Consider the following 20,926-nt stretch of genomic DNA (forward strand, 5'->3'; position numbering starts at 1 on the left):
AGTTTGGTAAGGAATTGAACCATGCGTCATCGTAAAAGTGGCCGTCATCTGAGCCGCACCAGCGCCCACCGCAAGGCCATGTTCCAGAACATGGCGGTGTCGCTGTTCGAGCACGAACTGATCAAAACCACCCTGCCCAAGGCCAAGGAACTGCGTCGCGTTGCCGAGCCGCTGATCACCCTGGCCAAGGAAGACAGCGTCGCCAACCGTCGTCTGGCTTTCGACCGCACTCGCTCGAAAGCTGCCGTAGGCAAGCTGTTCAACGATCTGGGCAAGCGCTACGCCAACCGTCAGGGTGGCTACCTGCGCATCCTCAAGTGCGGTTTCCGCGCTGGCGACAATGCCCCGATGGCTTATGTCGAGCTGGTCGACCGTCCGGTCGGCGGCGCGGTAGAAGCTGCTGCCGAGTAACTTCGGACGCTGTTAGAAAACCGGGCTATGCCCGGTTTTTTTATGCCGAGTAACTGGGACAGGTTGGGATTGGCAGACCTTTACAAGTGAACTTGGCATCCTTGCAAGAACGGCTCGGATAGGTTTCTGGTTGCCTCCCGACGATCCTCCGAAGGTGGCCGGCTCCATGTCTGCTCAAGTCCTGTGTCTCGATTTCCCATTGGCTTTACAGCCGTGACTAGCGTGCGCAGTAGGGCCGCTCGAGTCCGTCCTTGTTTTACTATTATCTATCAGGCCGTTACGGCTAATGCATTAGCTCTCTTTTAGCCGTCTCGATACCCTTTCCGTACTAACCGATTTCGGTAAGGCTGAGAGGAGAGAGCGCATGAGTCAGAAACCGATACTTACCACTGCCAGCGGCAGCCCGATCGCTGACAACCAGAATTCCCGTTCGGCGGGGCCTCGTGGTCCGTTGCTGCTCGATGATTTTCATCTGGTCGAGAAGCTCGCCCACTTCAATCGTGAGGTGATTCCGGAGCGTCGAGTTCACGCCAAGGGCTCCGGCGCGTATGGCACCTTTACCGTGACCCAGGACATCACGCGTTACACCCGTGCCAAACTGTTCGAGTCCGTGGGCAAGCAAACCCCCTTGTTCCTTCGTTTCTCCACCGTTGGAGGTGAACGTGGCTCGGCCGATACCGAGCGTGACCCGCGTGGTTTTGCCATCAAGTTCTACACCGAAGAAGGCAACTGGGATGTGGTGGGGAACAATACGCCGGTGTTCTTCATTCGCGACCCGCTGAAATTCCCGGACTTCATCCATACCCAGAAGCGTGATCCGCAAACCAACCTGAAGAGTCCGCAGATGATGTGGGACTTCTGGTCATTGTCGCCTGAGGCGTTGCACCAGATCACCATTCTGTTTTCGGATCGTGGCATTCCGGACGGGTATCGCTTCATGCATGGCTTCGGTAGCCATACCTTCAGCCTGATCAATGCCCAAGGCGTACGGCATTGGGTGAAGTGGCACTACAAGTCGATGCAAGGCATCAAGAACTTGAGCCCAGAGGAGGCTGCACGTCTGGCCGGAACCGATCCGGATTATGCCCAGCGCGATCTCTTCGCTGCCATCGAACGGGGCGAGTTTCCGAAATGGCGTGTGTGTATCCAGGTGATGTCCGAGGAGCAGGCTACCCAGCATCACGAGAACCCGTTCGATGTGACCAAGACTTGGTCGCAGAAAGAGTTCCCGCTGATCGAGGTCGGTGTCATCGAATTGAACCGTAACCCGCTGAACTATTTCGCCGAGGTGGAGCAGGCAGCCTTTGCACCGAGCAATGTCATTCCCGGCGTTGGTCTATCCCCGGATCGGATGCTGCAAGGACGAGTCTTCGCCTATGCCGATGCGCACCGTTACCGGGTTGGCACCAACCATCAGCAGTTGCCGGTGAACGCGCCGCGTTGTCCATACCATAACTATCAGCGCGACGGCGCCATGCGCTTCGACGGTAACGGTGGCTCGGCGCCCAACTATGAGCCGAATAGCTATACCAACGCGCCAGAGCAGGCGCCCCAGTATGCCGAGCCGGCGTTGGCCTTGAGTGGTGTGGCGGATCGTTACGATCATCGGGAGGACGGCGATTACTACAGTCAGGCCGGTGCCTTGTTCCGTCTCATGGCCCCCGAGCAGCAGGCCCTGCTGATCGGCAACATCGTCGGGGCGATGCACACGGTAACCCGTGATGTCCAGTTGCGTCAGATCGGCCACTTCCTCAAAGCCGACCCGGCCTACGGCCACGGTATTGCCGAAGGACTGGGGATTGCCGCCAGCGAAGTGATGTAAAGCATTGACGTCGCGAAATGGCCGCAAGCACATCACATGCTTGCGGCCTTTTCCATTCGTGCGGATTTATTCGTCGTGCGGGTTGGGCAGAGGTTTGTCGGTTTCCTGGCCTGGAGGCAGGATACGGTCGGCTTCGGCCGGGTCGATGGCATACAGGCTGCCGTCTGCGCTGGCCAACAGGAGCGCTTCCAGCATTTCCCTGACATTGTTGCGCAGCATGCCGATGGACTTCTGGCCACGGCTGTTCAACCCGGTGATCTCCATTAGAACGCTACCCCCCATGGGGCCGCTGGTTCCACTGTTCAGCCGCTGTGTGGCCAACAGGGCGTAGGCGTTGCGGGCGATGCCGGGCTCGCCGCCACCACGGCGAATGCTGCCGTCCGGGTACTGATAGAAGTAATTGGTGATCTCCATGTTGCCCAGCTCCATGGAGCGACGCTTCATGACCACGCTCATCTGCTTCGACAAGTCTACGGCGGCCTGGGCGACATCGTCGTTGGTCGGCCAGGTAATGGAGCCGGTGACCTGGCGATCCGGGCGATTGATGTCCGGGTCGGCATCCTCGAGAACGACCGCTGGATTCTGGTTGTGCACATCGACCAGCCAGATGGGCTGATAGCGGTCATAGGCCGTGCGCACTGCTGTCGCTTCCGGGACCGGGTTCTGGGCGGGGTTGAAATGGCGCTGATCGGCAAGCCCTGGGTTGCACAATATCTGTGTGCTCTGACCCCAGTCCGGCCAATGGTAGCGGTTGATGTCATAGCTCCAGTGGCGCTGGCCATCGGCGTTCGTGTAGGCGGTGACGTTGCCGCCGAGGCCCTGGTTCAGTTTGGCCGGGTCGACGGTGCCATCGGCCTTCAGGCAACTGGCGCTGGTTTCCGGTGCGCTGAAATCGGCGTTTCCGCGTGTGAACAGCGCGGTCCCGTCCGGATTGACCCTGGGAATAAACAGCACCTGCACATGATCCAGGACCTTTCGGGAAAACGTGCCCCCGGTGGCCAGCTTGCGGATCAGATCGAGTGCGGCCTCGGTACCGTGGGGTTCGTTGCCGTGCTGTTGGGTCATGATCATTACGGTCGGCTTGTCCGCAGTGCCGAGCCGTGCCAGCCAGATGGGCCGGCCTTTTCCGCTGGTGCCGATCTGCTCCAGCGCCAGTACACCCTTGGAGCGTCGAGCCAGGGCAGCGAGTTGATCGTATAGCTGCTCGTTGCTCATGAAGCCTTCGAGCGAGACGTTCTGTTCGTCGGTGACCCAGGGGCCATTGGGTTCCGCGGCGGTGGCGATGCCAGGCAGCAGGCCGGCGCCGAGGAGGAAGGCAGCAATCGGAAGACGCATGGGAACTCTCCTTGTGCAAGACGGGAAGGCCCCGCCTTACACGGCCCGGCGGGGTCCTGATTGGACCCGGCACGGGCATGGAAGGTTGCGTTGCGCTTGGAGTCAACTGGCGGCGCGATCGCGTTCCAGCAGCGGTTTGAGGAAATGCCCGGTATAGGACTGCGGCATGCCGGCGATTTCTTCCGGTGTGCCGGTAGCGATGATCTGCCCACCGCGCGATCCACCTTCCGGCCCTAGATCGACGATCCAGTCGGCGGTCTTGATCACGTCCAGATTGTGCTCGATCACTACCACGGTGTTGCCGTGGTCGCGCAGGCGATGAAGTACGTCGAGCAGTTGCTGGATATCCGCGAAATGCAGGCCGGTGGTAGGTTCGTCGAGAATATAGAGCGTCTTGCCGGTATCCCGCTTGGACAGCTCGCGGGACAGCTTGACCCGCTGCGCCTCGCCGCCGGACAGGGTAGTCGCGCTCTGTCCCAGCTTGATGTAGGAAAGCCCCACGTCCATCAGCGTTTGCAGTTTGCGCGCCACGGCAGGAACCGGGTCGAAGAACTCGCGGGCTTCCTCGATGGTCATTTCCAGCACTTCATGGATGCTCTTGCCCTTGTACTTCACCTCGAGGGTTTCGCGGTTGTAGCGCTTGCCCTTGCAGACGTCGCAGGGAACGTAGATATCCGGCAGGAAGTGCATTTCCACCTTGATCACCCCGTCGCCCTGACAGGCCTCGCAGCGGCCGCCCTTGACGTTGAACGAGAAGCGCCCCGGGCCATAGCCGCGCGAGCGGGCTTCCGGCACACCGGCAAACAATTCGCGGATCGGCGTGAACAGGCCCGTGTAGGTGGCCGGGTTGGAGCGTGGGGTGCGGCCGATCGGGCTCTGGTCGATGTCCACCACCTTGTCCAGGTGCTGCAGGCCGTCAAAGCTGTCGTGCGCGGCGACTTCCAACGAGGTGGCGCCGTTCAGGGCCGTCGCGGTGATCGGGAACAGGGTGTTATTGATCAGCGTCGACTTGCCCGAGCCGGACACGCCGGTGATGCAGGTCAGCAGGCCGACCGGAACTTCCAGGTCGACGCTCTGCAGGTTATTGCCGCGAGCGCCCTTGAGCTTGAGCAGCTTCTTCTTGTCGCGCGGGGTGCGCTTGGCCGGGTAGCGAATCTTCTCGCGGCCGGACAGGTATTTGCCAGTCAGTGAATCCGGGTGACGCATGACCTCGTCCGGCGTGCCTTCGGCGACGATCCGACCGCCATGCACGCCGGCGCCCGGACCGATGTCCACGACATAGTCGGCAAGGCGGATGGCATCCTCGTCGTGCTCCACCACGATCACCGTGTTGCCGAGGTTGCGCAGGTGGGTGAGGGTGGCCAGCAGGCGCTCGTTGTCGCGCTGGTGCAGGCCGATGCTGGGTTCGTCGAGGATGTACATGACCCCCACCAGGCCGGCGCCGATCTGGCTGGCCAGGCGGATGCGCTGGGCCTCGCCGCCGGAAAGCGTGTCGGCGCTGCGGTCCAGGGTCAGGTAGTCGAGGCCGACGTTAACGAGGAATTGCAGGCGTTCGCGGATTTCCTTGAGGATCTTCTCGGCGATCTCGCCGCGGCGACCGGTGAGATGCAGATTGCCGAAGTAATCGCAGGCATCGCCCACCGGCAGTCCGGTGACCGCCGGCAGCGTCTTTTCGCCGACCCAGACATGGCGCGCCTCGCGGCGCAGGCGGGTGCCACGGCAGTCGGGGCAGGGCTGGGTGCTGAGGAACTTGGCCAGCTCCTCGCGCACCGTGGTGGATTCCGTCTCGCGGTAGCGGCGCTCGAGGTTCGGGATGATGCCTTCGAACGGGTGGGCGCGCTTGACGATGTCGCCCCGGTCGTTGAGGTAGCGGAATTCGACGTTCTCGCGCCCGGAACCGTACAGGATCGCTTTCTGATCCTCGGCGGACAGGTCGTCGAACGGTTTGTCCAGGCTGAAGCCGTAATGCGCCGCCAGCGAGCCGAGCATCTGGAAGTAATAGACGTTGCGTCGATCCCAGCCGCGAATCGCGCCTTCGGCCAGGGTCAGCTCGCCATTGACCAGCCGGCGCGCATCGAAGAACTGCTTCACGCCCAGACCATCACAGGTGGGGCAGGCACCGGCCGGGTTGTTGAAGGAGAACAGCTTGGGTTCCAGCTCGCTGATCGAGTGGCCGCACACCGGGCAGGCGAAGCGTGCGGAGAAAATCATCTCTTCGCCTTCATCGTCCTCCATGGGGGCCACCAGCGCGATGCCATCGGCCAGGTTCAGCGCCGTCTCGAAGGATTCCGCCAAGCGCTGTTGCAGGTCCTCGCGAACCTTGAAGCGGTCCACCACGACATCGATGGAGTGCTTCTTCTGCTTGTCCAGCTTGGGCAGCTCATCGAGTTCGTAGAGCTTGCCGTTGACCCGTGCGCGGACGAAGCCCTGGGCGCGCATTTCATCGAACACAGCGAGGTGCTCGCCCTTGCGCTCGCGAACGATTGGCGCCAGCAGCATGAGCCGACGGCCTTCCGGCAAGGCGAGGACCTGGTCGACCATCTGGCTGACCGTCTGCGCTTCCAGGGGAATGTCATGATCCGGGCAGCGCGGCGTACCGACCCGCGCGTAAAGCAGACGCAGGTAGTCATAGATCTCGGTGATGGTGCCGACGGTCGAGCGCGGGTTGTGCGATGTCGACTTCTGCTCGATGGAAATGGCCGGGGAAAGCCCTTCGATGGTGTCCACGTCGGGCTTTTCCATCATCGACAAGAACTGCCGGGCATAGGCCGAAAGAGACTCGACATAGCGGCGCTGGCCTTCGGCATACAGTGTATCGAACGCCAGGGACGACTTGCCGGAGCCAGACAGGCCGGTGATCACGATCAGCTTGTCGCGTGGCAGGGTGAGGTCGATGTTCTTCAGGTTGTGGGTGCGTGCCCCACGGATCAGGATCTTGTCCACGAACACCCTCGCATGACGGGCGGAAACCCGCGAGTATACGGTCCGCCGCAACGCCGCGGCAAAGCGCGGCTGGTCTTTCTCCGACCACCCTGGGCGGCGGGGGTTGCCGCGTGACGCTTTTACGCGGGCCCTCGGCGATTCGGGCTGGTAGAATCGCCGCCGGTTTCAGAGGGTAGAGCCAGATAGATGCACGATCCGCACAGCGAACGCATGAGCCGCAGTGAGACACGCGCCGCCGGAGGGCTGGCGCTGGTTTTCGCCTTCCGCATGCTGGGCATGTTCATGGTGCTTCCGGTGCTGGCGACTTACGGACAGGATCTCGCCGGTGCGACTCCATCCCTGATCGGCTTGGCCATTGGCGCCTACGGCCTGACCCAGGCCATCCTGCAGATTCCCTTCGGTGTGATTTCCGATCGCATCGGCCGGCGGCCGGTGATCTATGTCGGGCTGCTGATCTTTGCCGCCGGCAGTGTCTTGGCGGCCAACGCCGATTCGATTTGGGGCGTGATCGCCGGTCGCGTATTGCAAGGCGCGGGCGCCATCTCGGCGGCGGTGATGGCATTGCTTTCCGACCTCACCCGTGAGCAACACCGGACCAAGGCGATGGCCATGATCGGCATGAGCATCGGCATTTCCTTCGCCGTGGCCATGGTGGTCGGCCCGCTGCTGACCCGTGCGTTCGGGTTGCCCGGTTTGTTCTGGGCGACCGCGGCAATGGCGTTGGTCGGTGTGCTGATCATCGCCGGGCTGGTGCCCAGGGCCGATCATCCCTTGCAGCACCGTGAGTCCGGTGTGGCGAAGCAGGCGCTGGGCGCCACCTTGCGCCACCCCGATCTGCTGCGGCTGGATTTCGGCATCCTCGCGCTGCACGCGATCCTCATGGCCAGCTTCGTCGCGCTGCCGCTGGCGCTGGTCGAGCGTGGCGGATTGCCCAAGGAGGAGCATTGGTGGGTCTATCTCACGGCCTTGCTGGTCAGCTTCTTCGCGATGATCCCGTTCATCATTTATGGCGAGAAGAAGCGCCGCATGAAGCGAGTCCTGATCGGGGCAGTCGCCGTGCTGCTGCTGTGCGAACTGTTCTTCTGGCAGCTCGGCACCAGCCTGCGCGCCCTAGTGATCGGTGCGGTGGTTTTCTTCACCGCCTTCAACCTGCTCGAGGCCAGTCTGCCGTCGCTGATCAGCAAGGTGGCGCCGGCCGGCGGGAAGGGCACGGCGATGGGGGTCTACTCCACCAGTCAGTTCCTCGGCGCGGCGCTGGGCGGCATCCTTGGAGGCTGGCTGTTCGCTCAGGGAGGGTTGGGCATGGTGTTCATCGGCTGCGCGGTGCTCTGTGCCCTCTGGCTGGCAATTGCTGTTACCATGCGCGAGCCTCCGTATGTAACGAGCTTGCGCCTGCCGTTGTCGCCCGCAACGCAGCGCGACGCGGGATTGGCCGAGCGATTGCTGGCATTGCCCGGAGTGGCGGATGCCGTGGTGGTTGCCGAAGAAGGCGCCATCTATATCAAAGTGGATACCGAACAATTGGACCGCACGTCCCTGGAGCGCCTGATCGATCCGGCGCCCGCGGCGTGCTGAAGCCTAGGAGAACGTCATGGCCCGTGGGGTTAACAAAGTCATTCTGATCGGCAACGTCGGCGGCGACCCGGAAACCCGCTATCTGCCCAACGGCAATGCGGTGACCAACGTCACTCTGGCGACTACCGATAGCTGGAAAGACAAGCAGACCGGTCAACTGCAGGAACGTACCGAGTGGCACCGCGTGGTGTTCTTCGGCAAGGTGGCGGAAATCGCCGGCGAATACCTGCGCAAGGGTTCGCAGTGTTACGTCGAGGGTCGCCTGCAGACCCGCGAGTGGGAAAAGGATGGCGTCAAGCGCTATACCACTGAAATCGTCGTCGACATGAACGGCACCATGCAGCTGCTCGGCGGCCGTGGCGGCAATTCCGACGACGCCCCGCGCGCGCCGCGTCCGCAGCGCGAGCCGCAGCAGCAGGCCCCGCGCGAATCGCGTCCGGCACCGCAGCAGGCCCAGCCGGCTCCGGACTACGACAGCTTCGACGACGACATTCCGTTCTGATCTGGAGCCGCTCGCATCACCATGCACATGCGCCTGATGCTGCTGGGCGGCGGTAGTGCCCTGGGACAGGCGCTGATCCGTCTCGGGGCCGAAGAGGACATCAGTTTCCTTGCGCCGCGCCCGCCCGATCAGGGCTGGGATGCCACCAGCCTGACCCAGTTGCTGGACGAGACCCGTCCGGAAGCCGTCATCAATCTCGCCTACTACTTCGACTGGTTCCAGGCCGAAGCGGTGGACGCGTCGCGTTTTGCCGCCCAGGAACGGGCGGTGGAGCGTCTGGCCGAGCTTTGCCAGTACCACGACATCGTTCTCTTGCAGCCTTCCAGCTACCGGGTGTTCGACGGCTCGCGCGCCACTGCCTATAGCGAGAAGGACGAGCCGGTACCGCTCGGCCTGCGTGGACAGGTGCTCTGGCGTTGCGAACAATCCGTGCGCGCGCTCTGCCCACGGCATGTGCTGCTGCGCTTCGGCTGGGTGCTCGACGAGAGCCATGAGGGCCAGTTGGGCCGCTTCCTCGCCCGTGCCGAGCGCGAGTCCGAGCTGCTCCTCGCCGATGACCGACGCGGCAACCCGACGCCGGTGGACGATGCCGCGCGGGTGATCCTGGCCGTGCTGAAACAACTGGACTGCCAGGCGCCGCTGTGGGGCACCTACCACTACGGTGGGCATGAGGCGACCACGCCGCTGGCCTTGGGCCAGGCGATCCTCGCCGAGGTGCGCACCTTGCGTTCCGTGGCGGTCGAACAGATCACCCCGCAGGCGCATGCGGCCCGTCCCGATGCGTCGGACGAACCCCAGCATGCCGTGCTGGCCTGCAAGAAAATCCTCCATACCTTCGGTATCAAGCCCCGCGCCTGGCGCGCTGCCTTGCCGACTCTGCTGGATCGCTATTACCGCCATGTCTGATTCCCCCATCCTGGTGACCGGCGGGGCCGGTTTTATCGGCTCCCACTTGGTCGACGCTCTGCTGGCCAAGGGTTACAGCGTTCGCGTGCTGGACAACCTGTCCAGCGGCAAGCGCGAGAACCTGCCGCTGGATAATCCGAAGTGCGAGCTGGTGACGGGCGACGTGGCCGATGCTGACCTCGTGCTGCGCGTTGTCGAAGGATGTCGGAGCGTCGTGCATCTGGCGGCGGTAGCCTCGGTGCAGGCCTCGGTGGACGATCCGGTGAGTACGCACCAAAGCAATTTCGTCGGTACGCTGAATATCTGCGAGGCCATGCGCCGGCTGGGTATTCGCCGTGTGCTGTTCGCCTCCAGTGCGGCGGTCTACGGGAACAACGGCGAGGGCATGGCGATCGATGAGGACACGCCGAAGGCACCGCTGACGCCCTATGCGTCGGACAAGCTGGCCAGCGAGTATTACCTCGATTTCTATCGCCGCCAGCATGGGCTGGAGCCGGCGATCTTCCGTTTCTTCAACATCTACGGGCCGCGCCAGGATCCGTCCTCGCCATACTCCGGGGTGATCAGCATCTTCACCGAGCGTGCCTTGAAAGGGCAGCCGATCACGGTGTTCGGCGATGGCGAGCAGACCCGTGACTTCGTCTATGTCGCCGATCTGGTGGAGGTGCTGGTGCAGGCGCTGGAGCTGTCGGGCGCCGAGCCGGGCGCGGCGAACGTGGGGCTCGGGCAGACCACCAGCCTCAATCAGCTGTTGGCCGCTATCGGCGAGGTGCTGGGCGGGCTGCCGCCGGTGAGTCATGCCGAGGCGCGTCCGGGCGATATTCGTCACTCGCGTGCCAACAACCAGTGTCTGCTGGGCCGTTATCGCTTCCCCGAACCGACGCCGCTCCGGGTCGGTATCGCGCGTCTCCTGGGGCGCTGACCCCTGCCTCTCGTGCCGTTCCGCGGGCAATAAAAAAGGCGCCCGAAGGCGCCTTGAGCGGAGAGTTCCCCGCAGAAACGTCGGTCGATCAGAACTTGTAGCCCAGGCCGACCATGTAGACCCACGGATCGACGTCCACATCCACTTTCACTTTGCCGAAGGCGGAGTCGGCGGTGGCGGTGGTATCGATGTCGATGTACCAGACAGCGGCGTTCAGCAGCACGTTGTCGGTCAGCATGAAGTCCACGCCGGCTTGCAGGGCCAGGCCCCAGGAGTCGTCCAGCTCCAGGTTGCTGAAGCCCTGGTCCTTGCGCTGGCCGGTCAGTTCTTCATCGAAGAACATGGTGTAGTTCAGGCCGGCGCCGACATAGGGCTGGATCTGGGAGCTGGCGTCCAGCGGGTAGTACTGCACGGAGAGGGTCGGCGGCAGATGCTTGACGTCGGCCAGCTTGCCGTCCAGGCCCAGCGGCATGCCCTTGATGCTCACTTGGTGCTGGAACGGAGTGGCGGCCAGCAGTTCGATACCGACGTGATCGGTCAGCATGTAGGTGCCGGTCAGGCCCAGTTGGGTGTCGCTGTCCAGGGTCGCTTTGGTGCCGGCCAGGGAGCCGGTGGCAGCGGTGGAAATGGTGCTGCTGTCTTCGTGCGGGTCAACGGTTGCGGCGCCCGCGCGAACGATGATGTCGCCAGCCTGGTGGGCCTGGGCGAAGGGGGCGGCCAGCGCCATGGCCAGTACGGACGCGGTGAACAGGGACTTGCGCATAGTGAAGGCTCCGTTGAGTCATCAGTGGTTTTGGCTGATGGCGATGTTAGGGAGCTAATGGAACGCGTGGTTTGACGTAGCTCAATAAATACCCCTATGGGCGATGCGGCTTTTTGTCCATTGCTTCGAACGTGTTTGCGGATGATAATGTTTCTCTTTTGAAGCAAGCCCTGTCTGTCGAGGACTTCTCCGCATGATGCCTTACCCCTCCCGCCTGCTGGCTGCCGCGCTGTTGGCGGGTAGTCTGCCGCTGGCCGCCGCCCCGCTGGATTCCGCACTGGAAGAAAGCCAACGCCTGGCCGAAGAGGCCAAGGCCTCCCAGGCCCGCATCGAACAACTGGATGATGCTAGTCGGCAGATGCTCGACGAGTACCGAAGTGCCTTGCAGCAAGCCGAGGCTCTGAAGGGCTACAACGCCCAGTTGCGCGAGCTGACCGCCGCGCAGCGCAAGGAGCTGGCCAGCTACCAGCAGCAACTCGACGGCATCGAGCGCACCCAGGAGGCGGTCACCCCGCAGATGCGCCGAATGGTGGAAGTACTGGGCGAGTTCATTGCCGCCGATCTGCCGTTCCTCCCCGAGGAGCGCGCCGATCGCCTGGCACAGTTGCAGGAGCTGTTGCCGCGCGCCGACGTCAGCCTGGCGGAGAAATATCGCCGCATTCTCGAGGCCTACCAGATCGAGAGTGACTATGGCCGCACCCTCGAGGCCTGGCGTGGCGAGCTGCCGGACGAAGGCGGCCCGCGCAGCGTGGAATTCCTCCGCCTCGGCCGGGTGATGCTCTATTACCAGACCCTCGACGGTCACGAGAGCGGCTGGTGGGACCCGCAGAGCCGTAGCTGGAAGGTGCTCGGCGGCGACGCCCGCCGTCCGCTCGCGCAGGCCATCGCCATCGCTCGCCAGCAGCAGGCTCCGGCCTATCTGGAACTGCCCGTGAAGACCCCGGCCCAGGAGACCGCACAATGAGCCGCCGTCTGCTCCCCGTTTTCATCTTCGGCCTCTTGCCGTGCCTTGCACAGGCCGCTGAAACCCTGACTCCCGACCAACTGCTGCAACGCATTCGCAACGAACGAGCCGCCGAAGCCAGTGCCATGCAGGAGCGCGAGCAAGCCTTCATCGCCCGCCGCAGCGAACAGGCCCAGTTGCTGGCCAGCGCGCGTGCCGCTCTGAATCAGCAGAAGGCCGAAGCCGAGCGGCTCAAGGCCGAGTTCGACCGTCAGGAAGCCGAGCTGGCCGAGCAGGAAAAACTGCTGGCCCAGCGTGTCGGCCATCTCGGCGAACTCTTCGGTGTAGTCCGCCAGAGCGCCGGCGATGTCGCCGGTCAGTGGCAGGACAGCCTGCTCAACGCCCAGTACCCGGATCGTCTCAAGCGCCTCAAGGCCCTGGCCGAAAGTCGCAGCCTGCCGTCCGCCGACGACCTCGACGGCTACTGGATGCTGCTGCTCGACGACCTCGCCGCCAGTGGCCGGGTGGAGCGTGTCGAATTGCCGGTAGTGGGAACCGACGGCCATCGCGAGCCGCGTCCGGTGCTGCGCGTCGGCACCTTCTCCGCCTACAGCGACGACGCCTTCCTGCGCTACGACGCCGATGCTGGCGAGCTGCTGGCGCCGCCACGCCAGCCGTCCGGCCTGGGTTTGGTGGAAGACTTCGTGAGCAGCAAGGAGCCGTTGGCCACGCTGCCCGTCGACCCCAGCCGCGGTACCCTGTTGGCGCAGTTGCAGCGGCAACCCGGCCTGTGGGATCGCGTTCAGCAGGGCGGGCTGGTTGGTGGCGTAATCCTGGTGCTCGGCGCGCTCGGCCTGTTCCTCGCTCTCTGGCGCATGACCTACTTGGCCGGGGTCCAGCGCAAGGTCAACAGCCAGATGCAGTCGCTCGGCGCGCCGCGCGAGGACAACCCGCTGGGCCGTGTCATCGGCGTATTGGGGCCGAAGCCCCAGCTTTCCGACTTGGAAACTCTCGAACTCAAGCTGGACGAGGCCATCCTTCAGGAAACCCCGCCGCTGGAGCGTGGCCAGGGGCTGCTCAAGCTGCTTAGCGCGGTCGCACCGCTGCTCGGCCTGCTGGGTACCGTGACCGGCATGATCGTCACCTTCCAGGCTATCACCCAGAGCGGTGGCGGCGATTCGCGGCTGATGGCCGACGGCATCTCCCAGGCCCTGGTGACCACGGTGCTGGGTCTGGTGGTGGCGATTCCGCTGCTGTTCCTGCATAGCCTGCTGGCCAGCCGCAGCAAGAGCCTGATCCAACTGCTCGAGCAGCAGAGCGCCGGGCTGATCGCCCTGCACCTGTCGGGGGCGCCGCGCCGTGACTGATCTGCACGCCACCTGGCTGCGCCTGGTCGACAGCGCCTATGCGCTGCTCGACTTCATGGCCGCCGGCGGGTTCGTGATGTGGGCACTCGCTGCGCTCTGCGTGATCTATTGGACGTTGGTGTTCGAGCGCTTCTGGTTCATGCGGCGGATTTTTCCGCAGTGGGTCGCCGAGCGCCGCCAGGCGTGGCAGCACCTCGGCGACGAGCCCGGCAACTGGCAGCGCGCGGTGCGCAACGCCTGGCTGGCACAGGCGCAACAGCAACTGGCCGGCCCGTTGCGGCTGAGCAAGACGCTGGTGGCGCTGTACCCGCTGCTTGGCCTGCTCGGCACTGTCTGCGGCATGGTCGCCGTGTTCGACGTGCTTGCCGTCAACGGCACCGGTAACCCGCGCGGCATGGCCGCTGGCGTCTGGCAGGCGACCCTGCCGACCATGGCCGGCATGGTGCTGGCGATCCCTGGACTGTTCAGCTTGGCGCGTCTCGAACGCAACGCGCGCCAGGCACTCGACCGGCTGGCCGACCAGCTGCGTCACGATTGAGGTCATTGCGATGAGAATGCGTCGCCATCATTACCAGCAGGACGAAGACACCGGCATCGACCTCACCCCGATGCTGGACGTAGTGTTCATCATGCTGATCTTTTTCATCGTCACCAGCTCCTTCATCAAGGAGTCCGGCGTCGAAGTGCAGCGGCCCCAGGCCGACACCGCCAGCCCGCAGGACAAGGGCAACATCCTGATTGCCATCACCGCCGATGGGCAGATCTGGATGGACAAGCAGGTGGTCGATGTGCGCAGCGTACGCGCCCACGTCGAGCGCATGCGCGTCGACCAGCCGGAGGGCGCCGTGGTGGTGCAGGCCGACCGTGATGCCCGCACCGGTCTGGTGGTGCAGGTGATGGACCAGGCGCGCCAGGCGGGTGTGCAGGACGTGGCCCTGGCAGCCAGCTCGGGAGCGCTCTGAATGCGTCTGCCGCTGTCCTTCGCCGCCGCCTGCCTGATGGCCCTGGCGCTGTTCGCCCTCATGCTGAGCATGGTGGCGCCGCCGCGCAGCAAGGCGATCGACGAGCCGGTGACCGTTGCCAACTTCGTCCGCCTGGATGGCAACACCAGCTCCACCGCCACCCGGACCCGGCAGCAGGCACCGCAACCACCGCAGCCCAAGACGCCGCAACCGCCGACTCCGCCCACGCCGGTGGCCGCCACGCCGAGCGCCAACCTGCCGTCGCTGGACCTGGCCCTGCCGAGCCTGAACAGCAATGTCAGTGTGGCGAGTGCGCCGACCCCGAGCCTGGCCGGCCTCACTGCTGGTGCCGCGCCCAGCGTGCCGAGCGATCCGGTGGAAAGCGCCGGACAGCCTGGTGGCCCGGAAAGCGAAGTCATGCCGCTAAACGACATCAGCCCCGAGTACCCGCGTTTCGCCTTGCAAAGAGGGATCGAAGGGCACGTCAAGCTGGCCTTCACCATCAACCGTGCCGGTAATGTGGAAAACATTCGCGTGGTCGAGGCGTCGCCGAAGAACGTCTTCGACCGCGAAGCCCGCCGTGCCGCGGCGCGCTGGCGTTTCGCCCCGCGTACCGAGAATGGCTTGGCGGTGAATCGCGAAGCGGTGAAAACCCTGTTCTTCCGTCTGAAGGAGGGAAGCTGAGATGCATCGCCTGTTGCTCCTGCTGGTTCTGTTGACCGGTTCCGCCCATGCGGCGCAGAGCATCGACCCGGCTGTCTTCCGCGCGCTGGAAACGGCGCGCGCGGCACAGCAGAAGGGGGATTATTCCGCCGCGCGCCGCGCCTTGGCGGATGCCAAGGCCAAGCCGGGCAGCCTGGAAGAAGCGTTGGTCTGGCGCAGCCAGGGCTATCTGGCCTGGGCCGAAGGGCAGAACGGCAAGGCCATCGAATGGCTCGACAAGGCCGTATCCAGCGGCAAGCTGGATAAGGAACAACTGCCCCTCGAACGCCTCAACCTGGCCAGGCTCAACCTGGTCGAAGGGCGCTATGCCAAGGTGGTGCAACTGATCGCGCCGGCGCCGGCCAATGCCAGCGAAGAGGTGCTGCAATTGCTGGTGCAGGCCTACCAGGGGCTTGGCCAGCATGAGAAAGCGCTACCGTTGGCCGAGCGTTACGTCCAGACCAATCCGGCTGCGGCGGATACCTGGCTGCAGTTCCTCGTCGCGGGTAATGCCGAATTGAAACGCTATGCGGTAGCCGAGCGCTGGCAGCGCCAGTTGCTGGCGCGCAAGCCCGATGAGCCACGCAACTGGCGTCAGCTCGCCGCGTTGCAACAGATGGCCGACCGTCACGACAAGGCCCTGGCGACCCTGCGTGCCGCCTATCGCAAGGGGTTGCGCTTCAGCGAAAGCGAGTTGGACAACCTGGTACTGCTGGCCAGCGCTGCTGGCCAGCCCTGGCAGGGCGCGAAGCTGCTCGACGGTATGCTGGAAAACGGGCTGCTGGCGCGTACTCCGGCGCGTGAAGAGCGACTCGGCATGCTTTGGTGGCAGGCCCGCGAGCGTGGGGAAGCGGCGAAGATCTACCGGGCCCTGGCGAACAAATCCGGCAGCGGCAAACTGTGGATGAACGTCGCCCAACTGGAGCTGGAGCAATCGCGCTGGCAGGCGGGCCTGGAAGCGCTCAAGCAGGCCGAGCGCGCCGGTGTCGACCGCGGCAAGGTACGTGCCTGGCGCGAGTGGGCAGAAGGCGAGCTGAGCTTCGAGCGGGAAAACCGTGTGGCCAGCGTCAACGGATACACGCGCTGAGTGTTCGGCGTAGGTGCGGTGATTATGGGCGAATAAGTTCGCCCGCCTCTCAACTATCCGGCAATTCGTAGGGATAGATCTTGCTCGCCTCGATCTGGTAGCCGGCATCGGCCAGTTCGCTGCTGGTGTGTTCCACTTTCAGTGGCCCTTCGACCCAGAACGGCTGGTACAGCGCATCCATCAACACGCCCAATTCGCTGCGGACATGCACGATCTGGTTCGACGGCGGCGGCGGTACGTGGATGCACGCGCCGAAGTAGGGGACCAGCAGGAATTCGGTCACCCGGCCTTCGTCGGTCACGTCCAGCGGCACGATGTACCCCGGCAGTTTCACTTCCTGACCATCCAACGCTTTGACCACCGGTGCGGCGGGCGATTGCTGGGTAGCGGCCGGGCCGGCTTCGGCTTCCAGCGCGTTGGCCAGTTGCGATAGATCGTGCACGGCGACCGGAGGGGGCGGCGGCGGGGCATCCGCCGGGATCAGCTCCGACCAGTTCAGTTCGCGCACGTCGCCGGCCCAGACGGGCAGGGCGGTCAACAACAGCAGGGCCAGCAGGGAACGCAACATCAACGACATCCTCATAGACGGATCGACAGACCATCGGCCAGCGACTGCCGATAGGCGCGCCAGGCCGGCACGCTGCCGATCAGCAGGGCGGCGCCCAGAATAGCGCCGAGCAGGCCCCACTCATAGCGGCTGGGTACCGCCAGCGGCAGGTACAGGCCGTACTGCACCTGCACATAGCCCTGGGCCAGGGCGATGCCGAGGTACAGCAGCGCCAGACCGAGCAGCACGCCGGCCAGGGCCAGGGCGAAGGCTTCCAGCACCAGCAGCCCGGCGATATGCCAGGGCCGTGCGCCCACCGAGCGGAGGATGGCCATCTCCCGGCGCCGTTCGTTGAGGCTGGTGAGGATGGCAGTGAGCATGCCGATCAATCCGGTCAGCACGACGAACCAGGACACCACCAGCAGCGCCTTTTCCGCCGTGCCCATCAAACCCCAGAGTTCCTGCAGGGCGACGCCGGGGAGGATCGCCAGCAGCGGTTCGCCCCGGTAGTCGTTGATCTCGCGTTGTACGGCGAAGGTGGCGATCTTGCTGTTCAGGCCGAGCATGAAAGCGGTGATCGCCTTCGGTTGCAGGTCCATGTGACGGGCCTGCTCGGCGCTCACCTTGCCGGCGCCTCGGGCAGGCACGCCGTTCTGCCAGTCGACGTGCAGGGCTTCCATACCGGCCAGGCTGATATGCAGGGTGCGGTCCACTGGGGTGCCGGTGCGCTTGAGGATGCCCACCACCTTGAACGGCTTGTCGTCGTGCTTGACCAGGCTTACGGTGGCCACGCCGTGGGCCAGGACGATTTCCTCGCCCAACCCGTAGCCGAGGGTGTCGGCCACTTCGGCACCGAGCACCACTTCGAACGGGTCCTGTTCGAAGGGGCGGCCCTGGGCGATTTCCAGCGGCTGGCCGCGACCGTAGCGGTAGTGTTCGAAGTAGGCAGCGCTGGTTCCCATCACCCGGTAGCCGCGGTGGGAGTCGCCGAGGGAGATCGGGATCGCCCATTTCACCTGACGATGCTGGGCGAAGTGCTCGAAGCTGTCCCAGCGGATGTTGTTGGTGGCATTGCCGATGCGGAACACCGAATACAGCAGCAGGTTCACCGAGCCGGAACGGGCGCCGACGATCAGGTCGGTGCCGCTGATGGTGCTGGCGAAGCTGGCGCGCGCTTCAGTGCGTACCCGCTCCACGGCCAGCAGCAGGGTGACCGACAGGGCGATGGCGAATACGGTGAGCAGCGCGGTAAAACGGCGGTTGGCCAGACTGGCCAGGGCCAGGCGCAATAGGTACATGGATCAGGCCTCGACGGGACGGCTGGCGCGATTGAGTTCGGCCAGGGACAGGCTGCGATCGAAAAGCGGGGCGAGGCTCTGGTCATGGCTGACGAACAGCAGGCTGGCGCCGGCTTCGCGGCATTCGGCGAAGAGCAGGCGCAGGAATGCCTCGCGGGCATCGGCATCAAGCGCCGAGGTGGGCTCGTCGGCGATCACCAGTTCCGGCTGGCCGATCAGGGCGCGGGCGGCGGCGACGCGTTGCTGCTGGCCGATGGACAGCGAGTCGGCACGGCGCATCAGCAGTTCTTCCTTCAGCCCCAGGTGTGCGAGCAGGCTGGCGGCGGCCTTGTCCACGCTGCCGTGACGTTGTTCGGCGCGCTGCGCCCGCAGGCGGGAAAAGTGACAGGGCAGCTCGACGTTTTCGCGCACCGAGAGGAACGGCAGCAGGTTGAACTGCTGGAAAATGTAGCCGGTGTGGTCGACGCGGAAGTGGTCGCGGGCGCTGGCGGAGAGTGCGCCGAGATCGGTGCCGAGCAGGCGGATGCTGCCGCGTCCGGGCTTCTGCACCCCGCCGAGCAGGCCGAGGAGGGTGGTCTTGCCGCTGCCGGATGGCCCTTTGAGAAACAGGGTCTCGCCGGCTTCCAGGCGGAACGCAGGAATATCCAGCAGTTCGTCCTGGCCGGGCCAGGCGAAGCCGAGTTCATGGAGTTCGATCAGGGGCGCGTTCATCGTTCTTCGGCTGTGGGGCGAGTCCGTTCGCCGGAAAACAGAATGGCAAAAGGGGCGAGCCCATGCCCGCCCCGGAATGTACTCAGGTCAGAAATTCAGGCGGGCGTTCTGCGCGTTGGCTTCGGCACCTTGCTGACCATTGGGGCCGATCAGTTGTACCTGAATTTTCTGGGTGGCGGGGAATGTGCCGAACAGTCCGGACAGGTTCAAGCCCTCGAGCGCCTCGGGTGCGTTGCAGGTGAACCGGTAGTGGGCGTGAATCTCGCTGTGCTCTTCTTCGTGATCGTGCCCGGCTTCTGCTTCGTGGTGTTCGTCTTCGTCGCCGAACAGCGGGCTTTCCAGCTCCTGCTTGGCCAGCTCGCAACCGGCGGCGGCCGGGAGCCCGAACAGAGCGGCGGGTTTTTCCAGTTGGTCGCGGGTAGCGGCAACCTTGGCCTTGTCTTCCTCGCTGTGGGCTTCGTGTTCGAAGCCGACCAGGTTCATCGACGGGCTTTCCAGTTCGATCTCCAGCGAGTTGCCGTCGAGTACCGCGTTCAGCCGGGCGACACCGTGTTCGTGGGCGCCCAGGCTACCATGCTCTTCGTGCGCATGGTCGTGATCGTGGTGATGGTCGTCTTCGTTGGCCTGTGCGATGGCCAGGGGCAGGAGGGCGAAGGGCAGGGCGAGCAGCAGGCGGCGCATGGTGTTCTCCAGAGGGGTACGACTTGAAGTTGTTACGTTATAACAACTTTCATTGCGGTCTGGCCAGCGTCTGGTGTGCCGGTGGAGGGCATGGGAGCATGCTTCGCATTCTTGTGGGATGAGGAGCGGGAGATGCTGAGAATTCGCGGAACCATCGGTACGTGGCCGGTGGACCTGACGGTGGAACTGGACGATGAGGATTGGGCACGACTGGCCTGCGTTCAGGCGATCGTACCGGAGGAGGCCAGGCCCGCTCCAGCGCGCAGCCAGCCGGTCGACGCTATCTGGCAGAGCGCCCAGGACCTGCTGCGCACCGCCGGTCAGATGGAAGGCCCCGATCTGCTGGCCCAGTTGCAAGCCCTGGCCGGCAGCGCCGACGCCGGCAAGCGCCTGCTGGTGCGCTTGCGCCATTGCCCGCAGGTGAAGCTGGAGAGCGGCGCCGATACACCGCTCTATCGCTGGCAGACATAAGAGCAGCTATAAGCTTCCAGCGGCAAGCCACAAGGAAAGCCGGGACTTGCCGCTGCTTTTTAGTAGATCGCCTGGTACAGCTTGCGGCGATACAGGGTTACCAGCGGATGGTCGTTGCCCAGCAGGTCGAACACTTGCAGCAGGGTCGAGTGAGGGGCGCCGTTGTCGTAGCCGCGGTTGCGCACGAACAGCTTGAGCAGAGCGTCCAGGGCGGCTTCGTATTGCTGGCGGGCCAGTTGCTGGATCGCCAGTTGGTAAGCGGCCTCGTCGTCCTCAGCGTTCTGCGCCAGGCGCGATTTCAGCAGCGCCACTTCCGGCAGGTCGGCGGCGCGGCGCAGGAAGGTCAACTGGGCCTTGGCGCCGGCCAGCGCCTGCTTGTGCTCGTCGCCTTTCACGGCGTTCAGCACGGTCTCGGCTTCGCCCAGTTCGCCGCGCTCGGCCAGGCAGCGGGCATAGAGGATGAGCGCGGCGGCGTTCTCGTTGTCTTCGGTCAGCAGTTGCTTGAGCAGGCTCTCCGCCTCGCCGATACGACCTTCGGCGAAGGCGGCCTGGGCGCTCTCCAGCAGGTTGGCCTGGGGCGTGGCCGGTTCCGCCACATGCGGCTCGAGCATGGCGCGGATCGCCGATTCCGGCTGGGCGCCAGCGAAGCCGTCCACCGGCTGGCCATCCTTGAACAGCACCACGGTCGGCAGGCTGCGGATGCCGAAGCGCATGACGATGTCCTGCTCGACATCGCAGTTGACCTTGGCCAGCAGCAGCTCGCCCTGGTAGCTCTCGGCGATCTGCGCCAGCAGCGGCATCAGCGCTTTGCACGGCGCGCACCATTCGGCCCAGAAGTCCACCAGTACTGGCTTGTGGAAGGAGTTTTCGATCACCAGCCGTTCGAAGCTGGCGGCACCGGACACGTCGAAGATGTAGGGGGTATCGCTCATGGGAAGGGCTTTCGCATTGAAAAGGGGATAGCTTCCAGCTTCGAGC

Annotated in this window: 21 protein-coding genes; 13 read left to right on the top strand and 8 right to left on the bottom strand. The window is 64.4% G+C overall.

Annotated features, from left to right (window positions below):
- The first annotated feature begins 21 nt into the window (after positions 1 to 21).
- Both rplQ and BZL41_RS22395 read left to right on the top strand, forming a co-directional pair.
- Positions 22 to 411, top strand: coding sequence for a 50S ribosomal protein L17 (gene rplQ, locus BZL41_RS22390; protein WP_084339567.1), 390 nt, complete (start codon positions 22 to 24; stop codon positions 409 to 411).
- A gap of 364 nt (positions 412 to 775) precedes the next feature.
- The gene (locus BZL41_RS22395; RefSeq protein WP_095601305.1) at positions 776 to 2,233 is read left to right on the top strand and encodes a catalase; all 1,458 of its coding nucleotides are present in this window, start codon (positions 776 to 778) and stop codon (positions 2,231 to 2,233) included.
- Positions 2,234 to 2,299: 66 nt separating this feature from the next.
- On the opposite strand, the gene BZL41_RS22400 is transcribed toward BZL41_RS22395, so the two are convergent.
- Both BZL41_RS22400 and uvrA read right to left on the bottom strand, forming a co-directional pair.
- Complete coding sequence (locus BZL41_RS22400; protein ID WP_095601306.1) at positions 2,300 to 3,568, bottom strand: M14 family zinc carboxypeptidase; 1,269 nt, start codon at positions 3,566 to 3,568, stop codon at positions 2,300 to 2,302.
- A gap of 102 nt (positions 3,569 to 3,670) precedes the next feature.
- Positions 3,671 to 6,511: an excinuclease ABC subunit UvrA gene (uvrA, locus tag BZL41_RS22405; protein ID WP_095601307.1), complete on the bottom strand. Its 2,841-nt coding sequence runs from the start codon at positions 6,509 to 6,511 to the stop codon at positions 3,671 to 3,673.
- 186 nt (positions 6,512 to 6,697) lie between these two features.
- On the opposite strand from uvrA, the gene BZL41_RS22410 reads away from it, so the two are divergent.
- The 4 genes from BZL41_RS22410 to BZL41_RS22425 are packed head-to-tail and all read left to right on the top strand — an operon-like array spanning position 6,698 to position 10,416.
- Complete coding sequence (locus BZL41_RS22410; RefSeq protein WP_095601308.1) at positions 6,698 to 8,086, top strand: MFS transporter; 1,389 nt, start codon at positions 6,698 to 6,700, stop codon at positions 8,084 to 8,086.
- Positions 8,087 to 8,102: 16 nt separating this feature from the next.
- Entirely contained in the window at positions 8,103 to 8,588 is a 486-nt protein-coding gene (locus BZL41_RS22415) for a single-stranded DNA-binding protein (protein ID WP_084339572.1), read from the top strand.
- Between the two features lie 21 nt (positions 8,589 to 8,609).
- Positions 8,610 to 9,494: a sugar nucleotide-binding protein gene (locus BZL41_RS22420; protein WP_095601309.1), complete on the top strand. Its 885-nt coding sequence runs from the start codon at positions 8,610 to 8,612 to the stop codon at positions 9,492 to 9,494.
- Entirely contained in the window at positions 9,487 to 10,416 is a 930-nt protein-coding gene (locus tag BZL41_RS22425) for an NAD-dependent epimerase/dehydratase family protein (protein ID WP_095601310.1), read from the top strand. Before BZL41_RS22420 ends, BZL41_RS22425 begins: the two co-directional genes overlap by 8 nt.
- Positions 10,417 to 10,504: 88 nt before the next feature.
- Here BZL41_RS22425 and BZL41_RS22430 read toward each other — a convergent pair whose 3' ends face one another.
- Positions 10,505 to 11,179 (bottom strand): OmpW family protein, encoded by a 675-nt coding sequence (locus tag BZL41_RS22430; RefSeq protein ID WP_084339575.1) that lies wholly within the window; start codon positions 11,177 to 11,179, stop codon positions 10,505 to 10,507.
- A gap of 193 nt (positions 11,180 to 11,372) precedes the next feature.
- Between BZL41_RS22430 and BZL41_RS22435 the strand changes: the two genes are divergently transcribed.
- From BZL41_RS22435 to BZL41_RS22460, 6 genes are read left to right on the top strand one after another with little or no spacing between them, the layout of a single operon-like run.
- The gene (locus tag BZL41_RS22435; RefSeq protein WP_095601311.1) at positions 11,373 to 12,143 is read left to right on the top strand and encodes a DUF3450 domain-containing protein; all 771 of its coding nucleotides are present in this window, start codon (positions 11,373 to 11,375) and stop codon (positions 12,141 to 12,143) included.
- Positions 12,140 to 13,489, top strand: a complete 1,350-nt coding sequence (locus BZL41_RS22440; RefSeq protein ID WP_095601312.1) for a MotA/TolQ/ExbB proton channel family protein — start codon at positions 12,140 to 12,142, stop codon at positions 13,487 to 13,489. The genes BZL41_RS22435 and BZL41_RS22440 overlap by 4 nt, the downstream gene beginning before the upstream one ends.
- The gene (locus BZL41_RS22445) at positions 13,482 to 14,027 is read left to right on the top strand and encodes a MotA/TolQ/ExbB proton channel family protein (RefSeq protein ID WP_084339578.1); all 546 of its coding nucleotides are present in this window, start codon (positions 13,482 to 13,484) and stop codon (positions 14,025 to 14,027) included. The genes BZL41_RS22440 and BZL41_RS22445 overlap by 8 nt, the downstream gene beginning before the upstream one ends.
- Positions 14,028 to 14,037: 10 nt before the next feature.
- Positions 14,038 to 14,451, top strand: a complete 414-nt coding sequence (locus BZL41_RS22450) for a biopolymer transporter ExbD (protein WP_084339579.1) — start codon at positions 14,038 to 14,040, stop codon at positions 14,449 to 14,451.
- Positions 14,452 to 15,135: an energy transducer TonB gene (locus tag BZL41_RS22455; RefSeq protein WP_095601313.1), complete on the top strand. Its 684-nt coding sequence runs from the start codon at positions 14,452 to 14,454 to the stop codon at positions 15,133 to 15,135.
- 1 nt (position 15,136) lies between these two features.
- Positions 15,137 to 16,240 (top strand): tetratricopeptide repeat protein, encoded by a 1,104-nt coding sequence (locus BZL41_RS22460; protein WP_095601314.1) that lies wholly within the window; start codon positions 15,137 to 15,139, stop codon positions 16,238 to 16,240.
- 49 nt (positions 16,241 to 16,289) lie between these two features.
- On the opposite strand, the gene BZL41_RS22465 is transcribed toward BZL41_RS22460, so the two are convergent.
- The 4 genes from BZL41_RS22465 to BZL41_RS22480 form a co-directional block, all read right to left on the bottom strand.
- Entirely contained in the window at positions 16,290 to 16,808 is a 519-nt protein-coding gene (locus tag BZL41_RS22465; RefSeq protein ID WP_095601315.1) for a DUF3299 domain-containing protein, read from the bottom strand.
- 11 nt (positions 16,809 to 16,819) lie between these two features.
- Complete coding sequence (locus tag BZL41_RS22470) at positions 16,820 to 18,085, bottom strand: ABC transporter permease (RefSeq protein WP_095601316.1); 1,266 nt, start codon at positions 18,083 to 18,085, stop codon at positions 16,820 to 16,822.
- A 3-nt stretch (positions 18,086 to 18,088) separates the two neighbouring features.
- A complete protein-coding gene (locus BZL41_RS22475; protein ID WP_095601317.1) occupies positions 18,089 to 18,796 on the bottom strand; it encodes an ABC transporter ATP-binding protein in 708 nt (235 codons plus the stop codon).
- An 87-nt stretch (positions 18,797 to 18,883) separates the two neighbouring features.
- Entirely contained in the window at positions 18,884 to 19,477 is a 594-nt protein-coding gene (locus BZL41_RS22480; RefSeq protein ID WP_095601318.1) for a DUF2796 domain-containing protein, read from the bottom strand.
- A gap of 132 nt (positions 19,478 to 19,609) precedes the next feature.
- On the opposite strand from BZL41_RS22480, the gene BZL41_RS22485 reads away from it, so the two are divergent.
- Positions 19,610 to 19,948, top strand: a complete 339-nt coding sequence (locus tag BZL41_RS22485; protein ID WP_095601319.1) for a hypothetical protein — start codon at positions 19,610 to 19,612, stop codon at positions 19,946 to 19,948.
- A 59-nt stretch (positions 19,949 to 20,007) separates the two neighbouring features.
- On the opposite strand, the gene trxA is transcribed toward BZL41_RS22485, so the two are convergent.
- Complete coding sequence (gene trxA / locus BZL41_RS22490; protein ID WP_095601320.1) at positions 20,008 to 20,880, bottom strand: thioredoxin; 873 nt, start codon at positions 20,878 to 20,880, stop codon at positions 20,008 to 20,010.
- Positions 20,881 to 20,926: the final 46 nt, after the last annotated feature.

The sequence above is a fragment of the Pseudomonas sp. PIC25 genome (assembly GCF_002286785.1).
Lineage (GTDB): Bacteria > Pseudomonadota > Gammaproteobacteria > Pseudomonadales > Pseudomonadaceae > Pseudomonas_M.

What these genes read in the sequence shown, in the direction of transcription:
- rplQ (WP_084339567.1), top strand. Translation starts at nt 22, where the DNA reads ATGCGTCATCGTAAAAGTGGCCGTCATCTGAGCCGCACCAGCGCCCAC.
- BZL41_RS22395 (WP_095601305.1), top strand. Translation starts at nt 776, where the DNA reads ATGAGTCAGAAACCGATACTTACCACTGCCAGCGGCAGCCCGATCGCT.
- BZL41_RS22400 (WP_095601306.1), bottom strand. Translation starts at nt 3,568, where the DNA reads ATGCGTCTTCCGATTGCTGCCTTCCTCCTCGGCGCCGGCCTGCTGCCT.
- BZL41_RS22410 (WP_095601308.1), top strand. Translation starts at nt 6,698, where the DNA reads ATGCACGATCCGCACAGCGAACGCATGAGCCGCAGTGAGACACGCGCC.
- BZL41_RS22415 (WP_084339572.1), top strand. Translation starts at nt 8,103, where the DNA reads ATGGCCCGTGGGGTTAACAAAGTCATTCTGATCGGCAACGTCGGCGGC.
- BZL41_RS22420 (WP_095601309.1), top strand. Translation starts at nt 8,610, where the DNA reads ATGCACATGCGCCTGATGCTGCTGGGCGGCGGTAGTGCCCTGGGACAG.
- BZL41_RS22425 (WP_095601310.1), top strand. Translation starts at nt 9,487, where the DNA reads ATGTCTGATTCCCCCATCCTGGTGACCGGCGGGGCCGGTTTTATCGGC.
- BZL41_RS22430 (WP_084339575.1), bottom strand. Translation starts at nt 11,179, where the DNA reads ATGCGCAAGTCCCTGTTCACCGCGTCCGTACTGGCCATGGCGCTGGCC.
- BZL41_RS22435 (WP_095601311.1), top strand. Translation starts at nt 11,373, where the DNA reads ATGATGCCTTACCCCTCCCGCCTGCTGGCTGCCGCGCTGTTGGCGGGT.
- BZL41_RS22440 (WP_095601312.1), top strand. Translation starts at nt 12,140, where the DNA reads ATGAGCCGCCGTCTGCTCCCCGTTTTCATCTTCGGCCTCTTGCCGTGC.
- BZL41_RS22450 (WP_084339579.1), top strand. Translation starts at nt 14,038, where the DNA reads ATGAGAATGCGTCGCCATCATTACCAGCAGGACGAAGACACCGGCATC.
- BZL41_RS22455 (WP_095601313.1), top strand. Translation starts at nt 14,452, where the DNA reads ATGCGTCTGCCGCTGTCCTTCGCCGCCGCCTGCCTGATGGCCCTGGCG.
- BZL41_RS22460 (WP_095601314.1), top strand. Translation starts at nt 15,137, where the DNA reads ATGCATCGCCTGTTGCTCCTGCTGGTTCTGTTGACCGGTTCCGCCCAT.
- BZL41_RS22465 (WP_095601315.1), bottom strand. Translation starts at nt 16,808, where the DNA reads ATGTTGCGTTCCCTGCTGGCCCTGCTGTTGTTGACCGCCCTGCCCGTC.
- BZL41_RS22470 (WP_095601316.1), bottom strand. Translation starts at nt 18,085, where the DNA reads ATGTACCTATTGCGCCTGGCCCTGGCCAGTCTGGCCAACCGCCGTTTT.
- BZL41_RS22475 (WP_095601317.1), bottom strand. Translation starts at nt 18,796, where the DNA reads ATGAACGCGCCCCTGATCGAACTCCATGAACTCGGCTTCGCCTGGCCC.
- BZL41_RS22480 (WP_095601318.1), bottom strand. Translation starts at nt 19,477, where the DNA reads ATGCGCCGCCTGCTGCTCGCCCTGCCCTTCGCCCTCCTGCCCCTGGCC.
- BZL41_RS22485 (WP_095601319.1), top strand. Translation starts at nt 19,610, where the DNA reads ATGCTGAGAATTCGCGGAACCATCGGTACGTGGCCGGTGGACCTGACG.
- trxA (WP_095601320.1), bottom strand. Translation starts at nt 20,880, where the DNA reads ATGAGCGATACCCCCTACATCTTCGACGTGTCCGGTGCCGCCAGCTTC.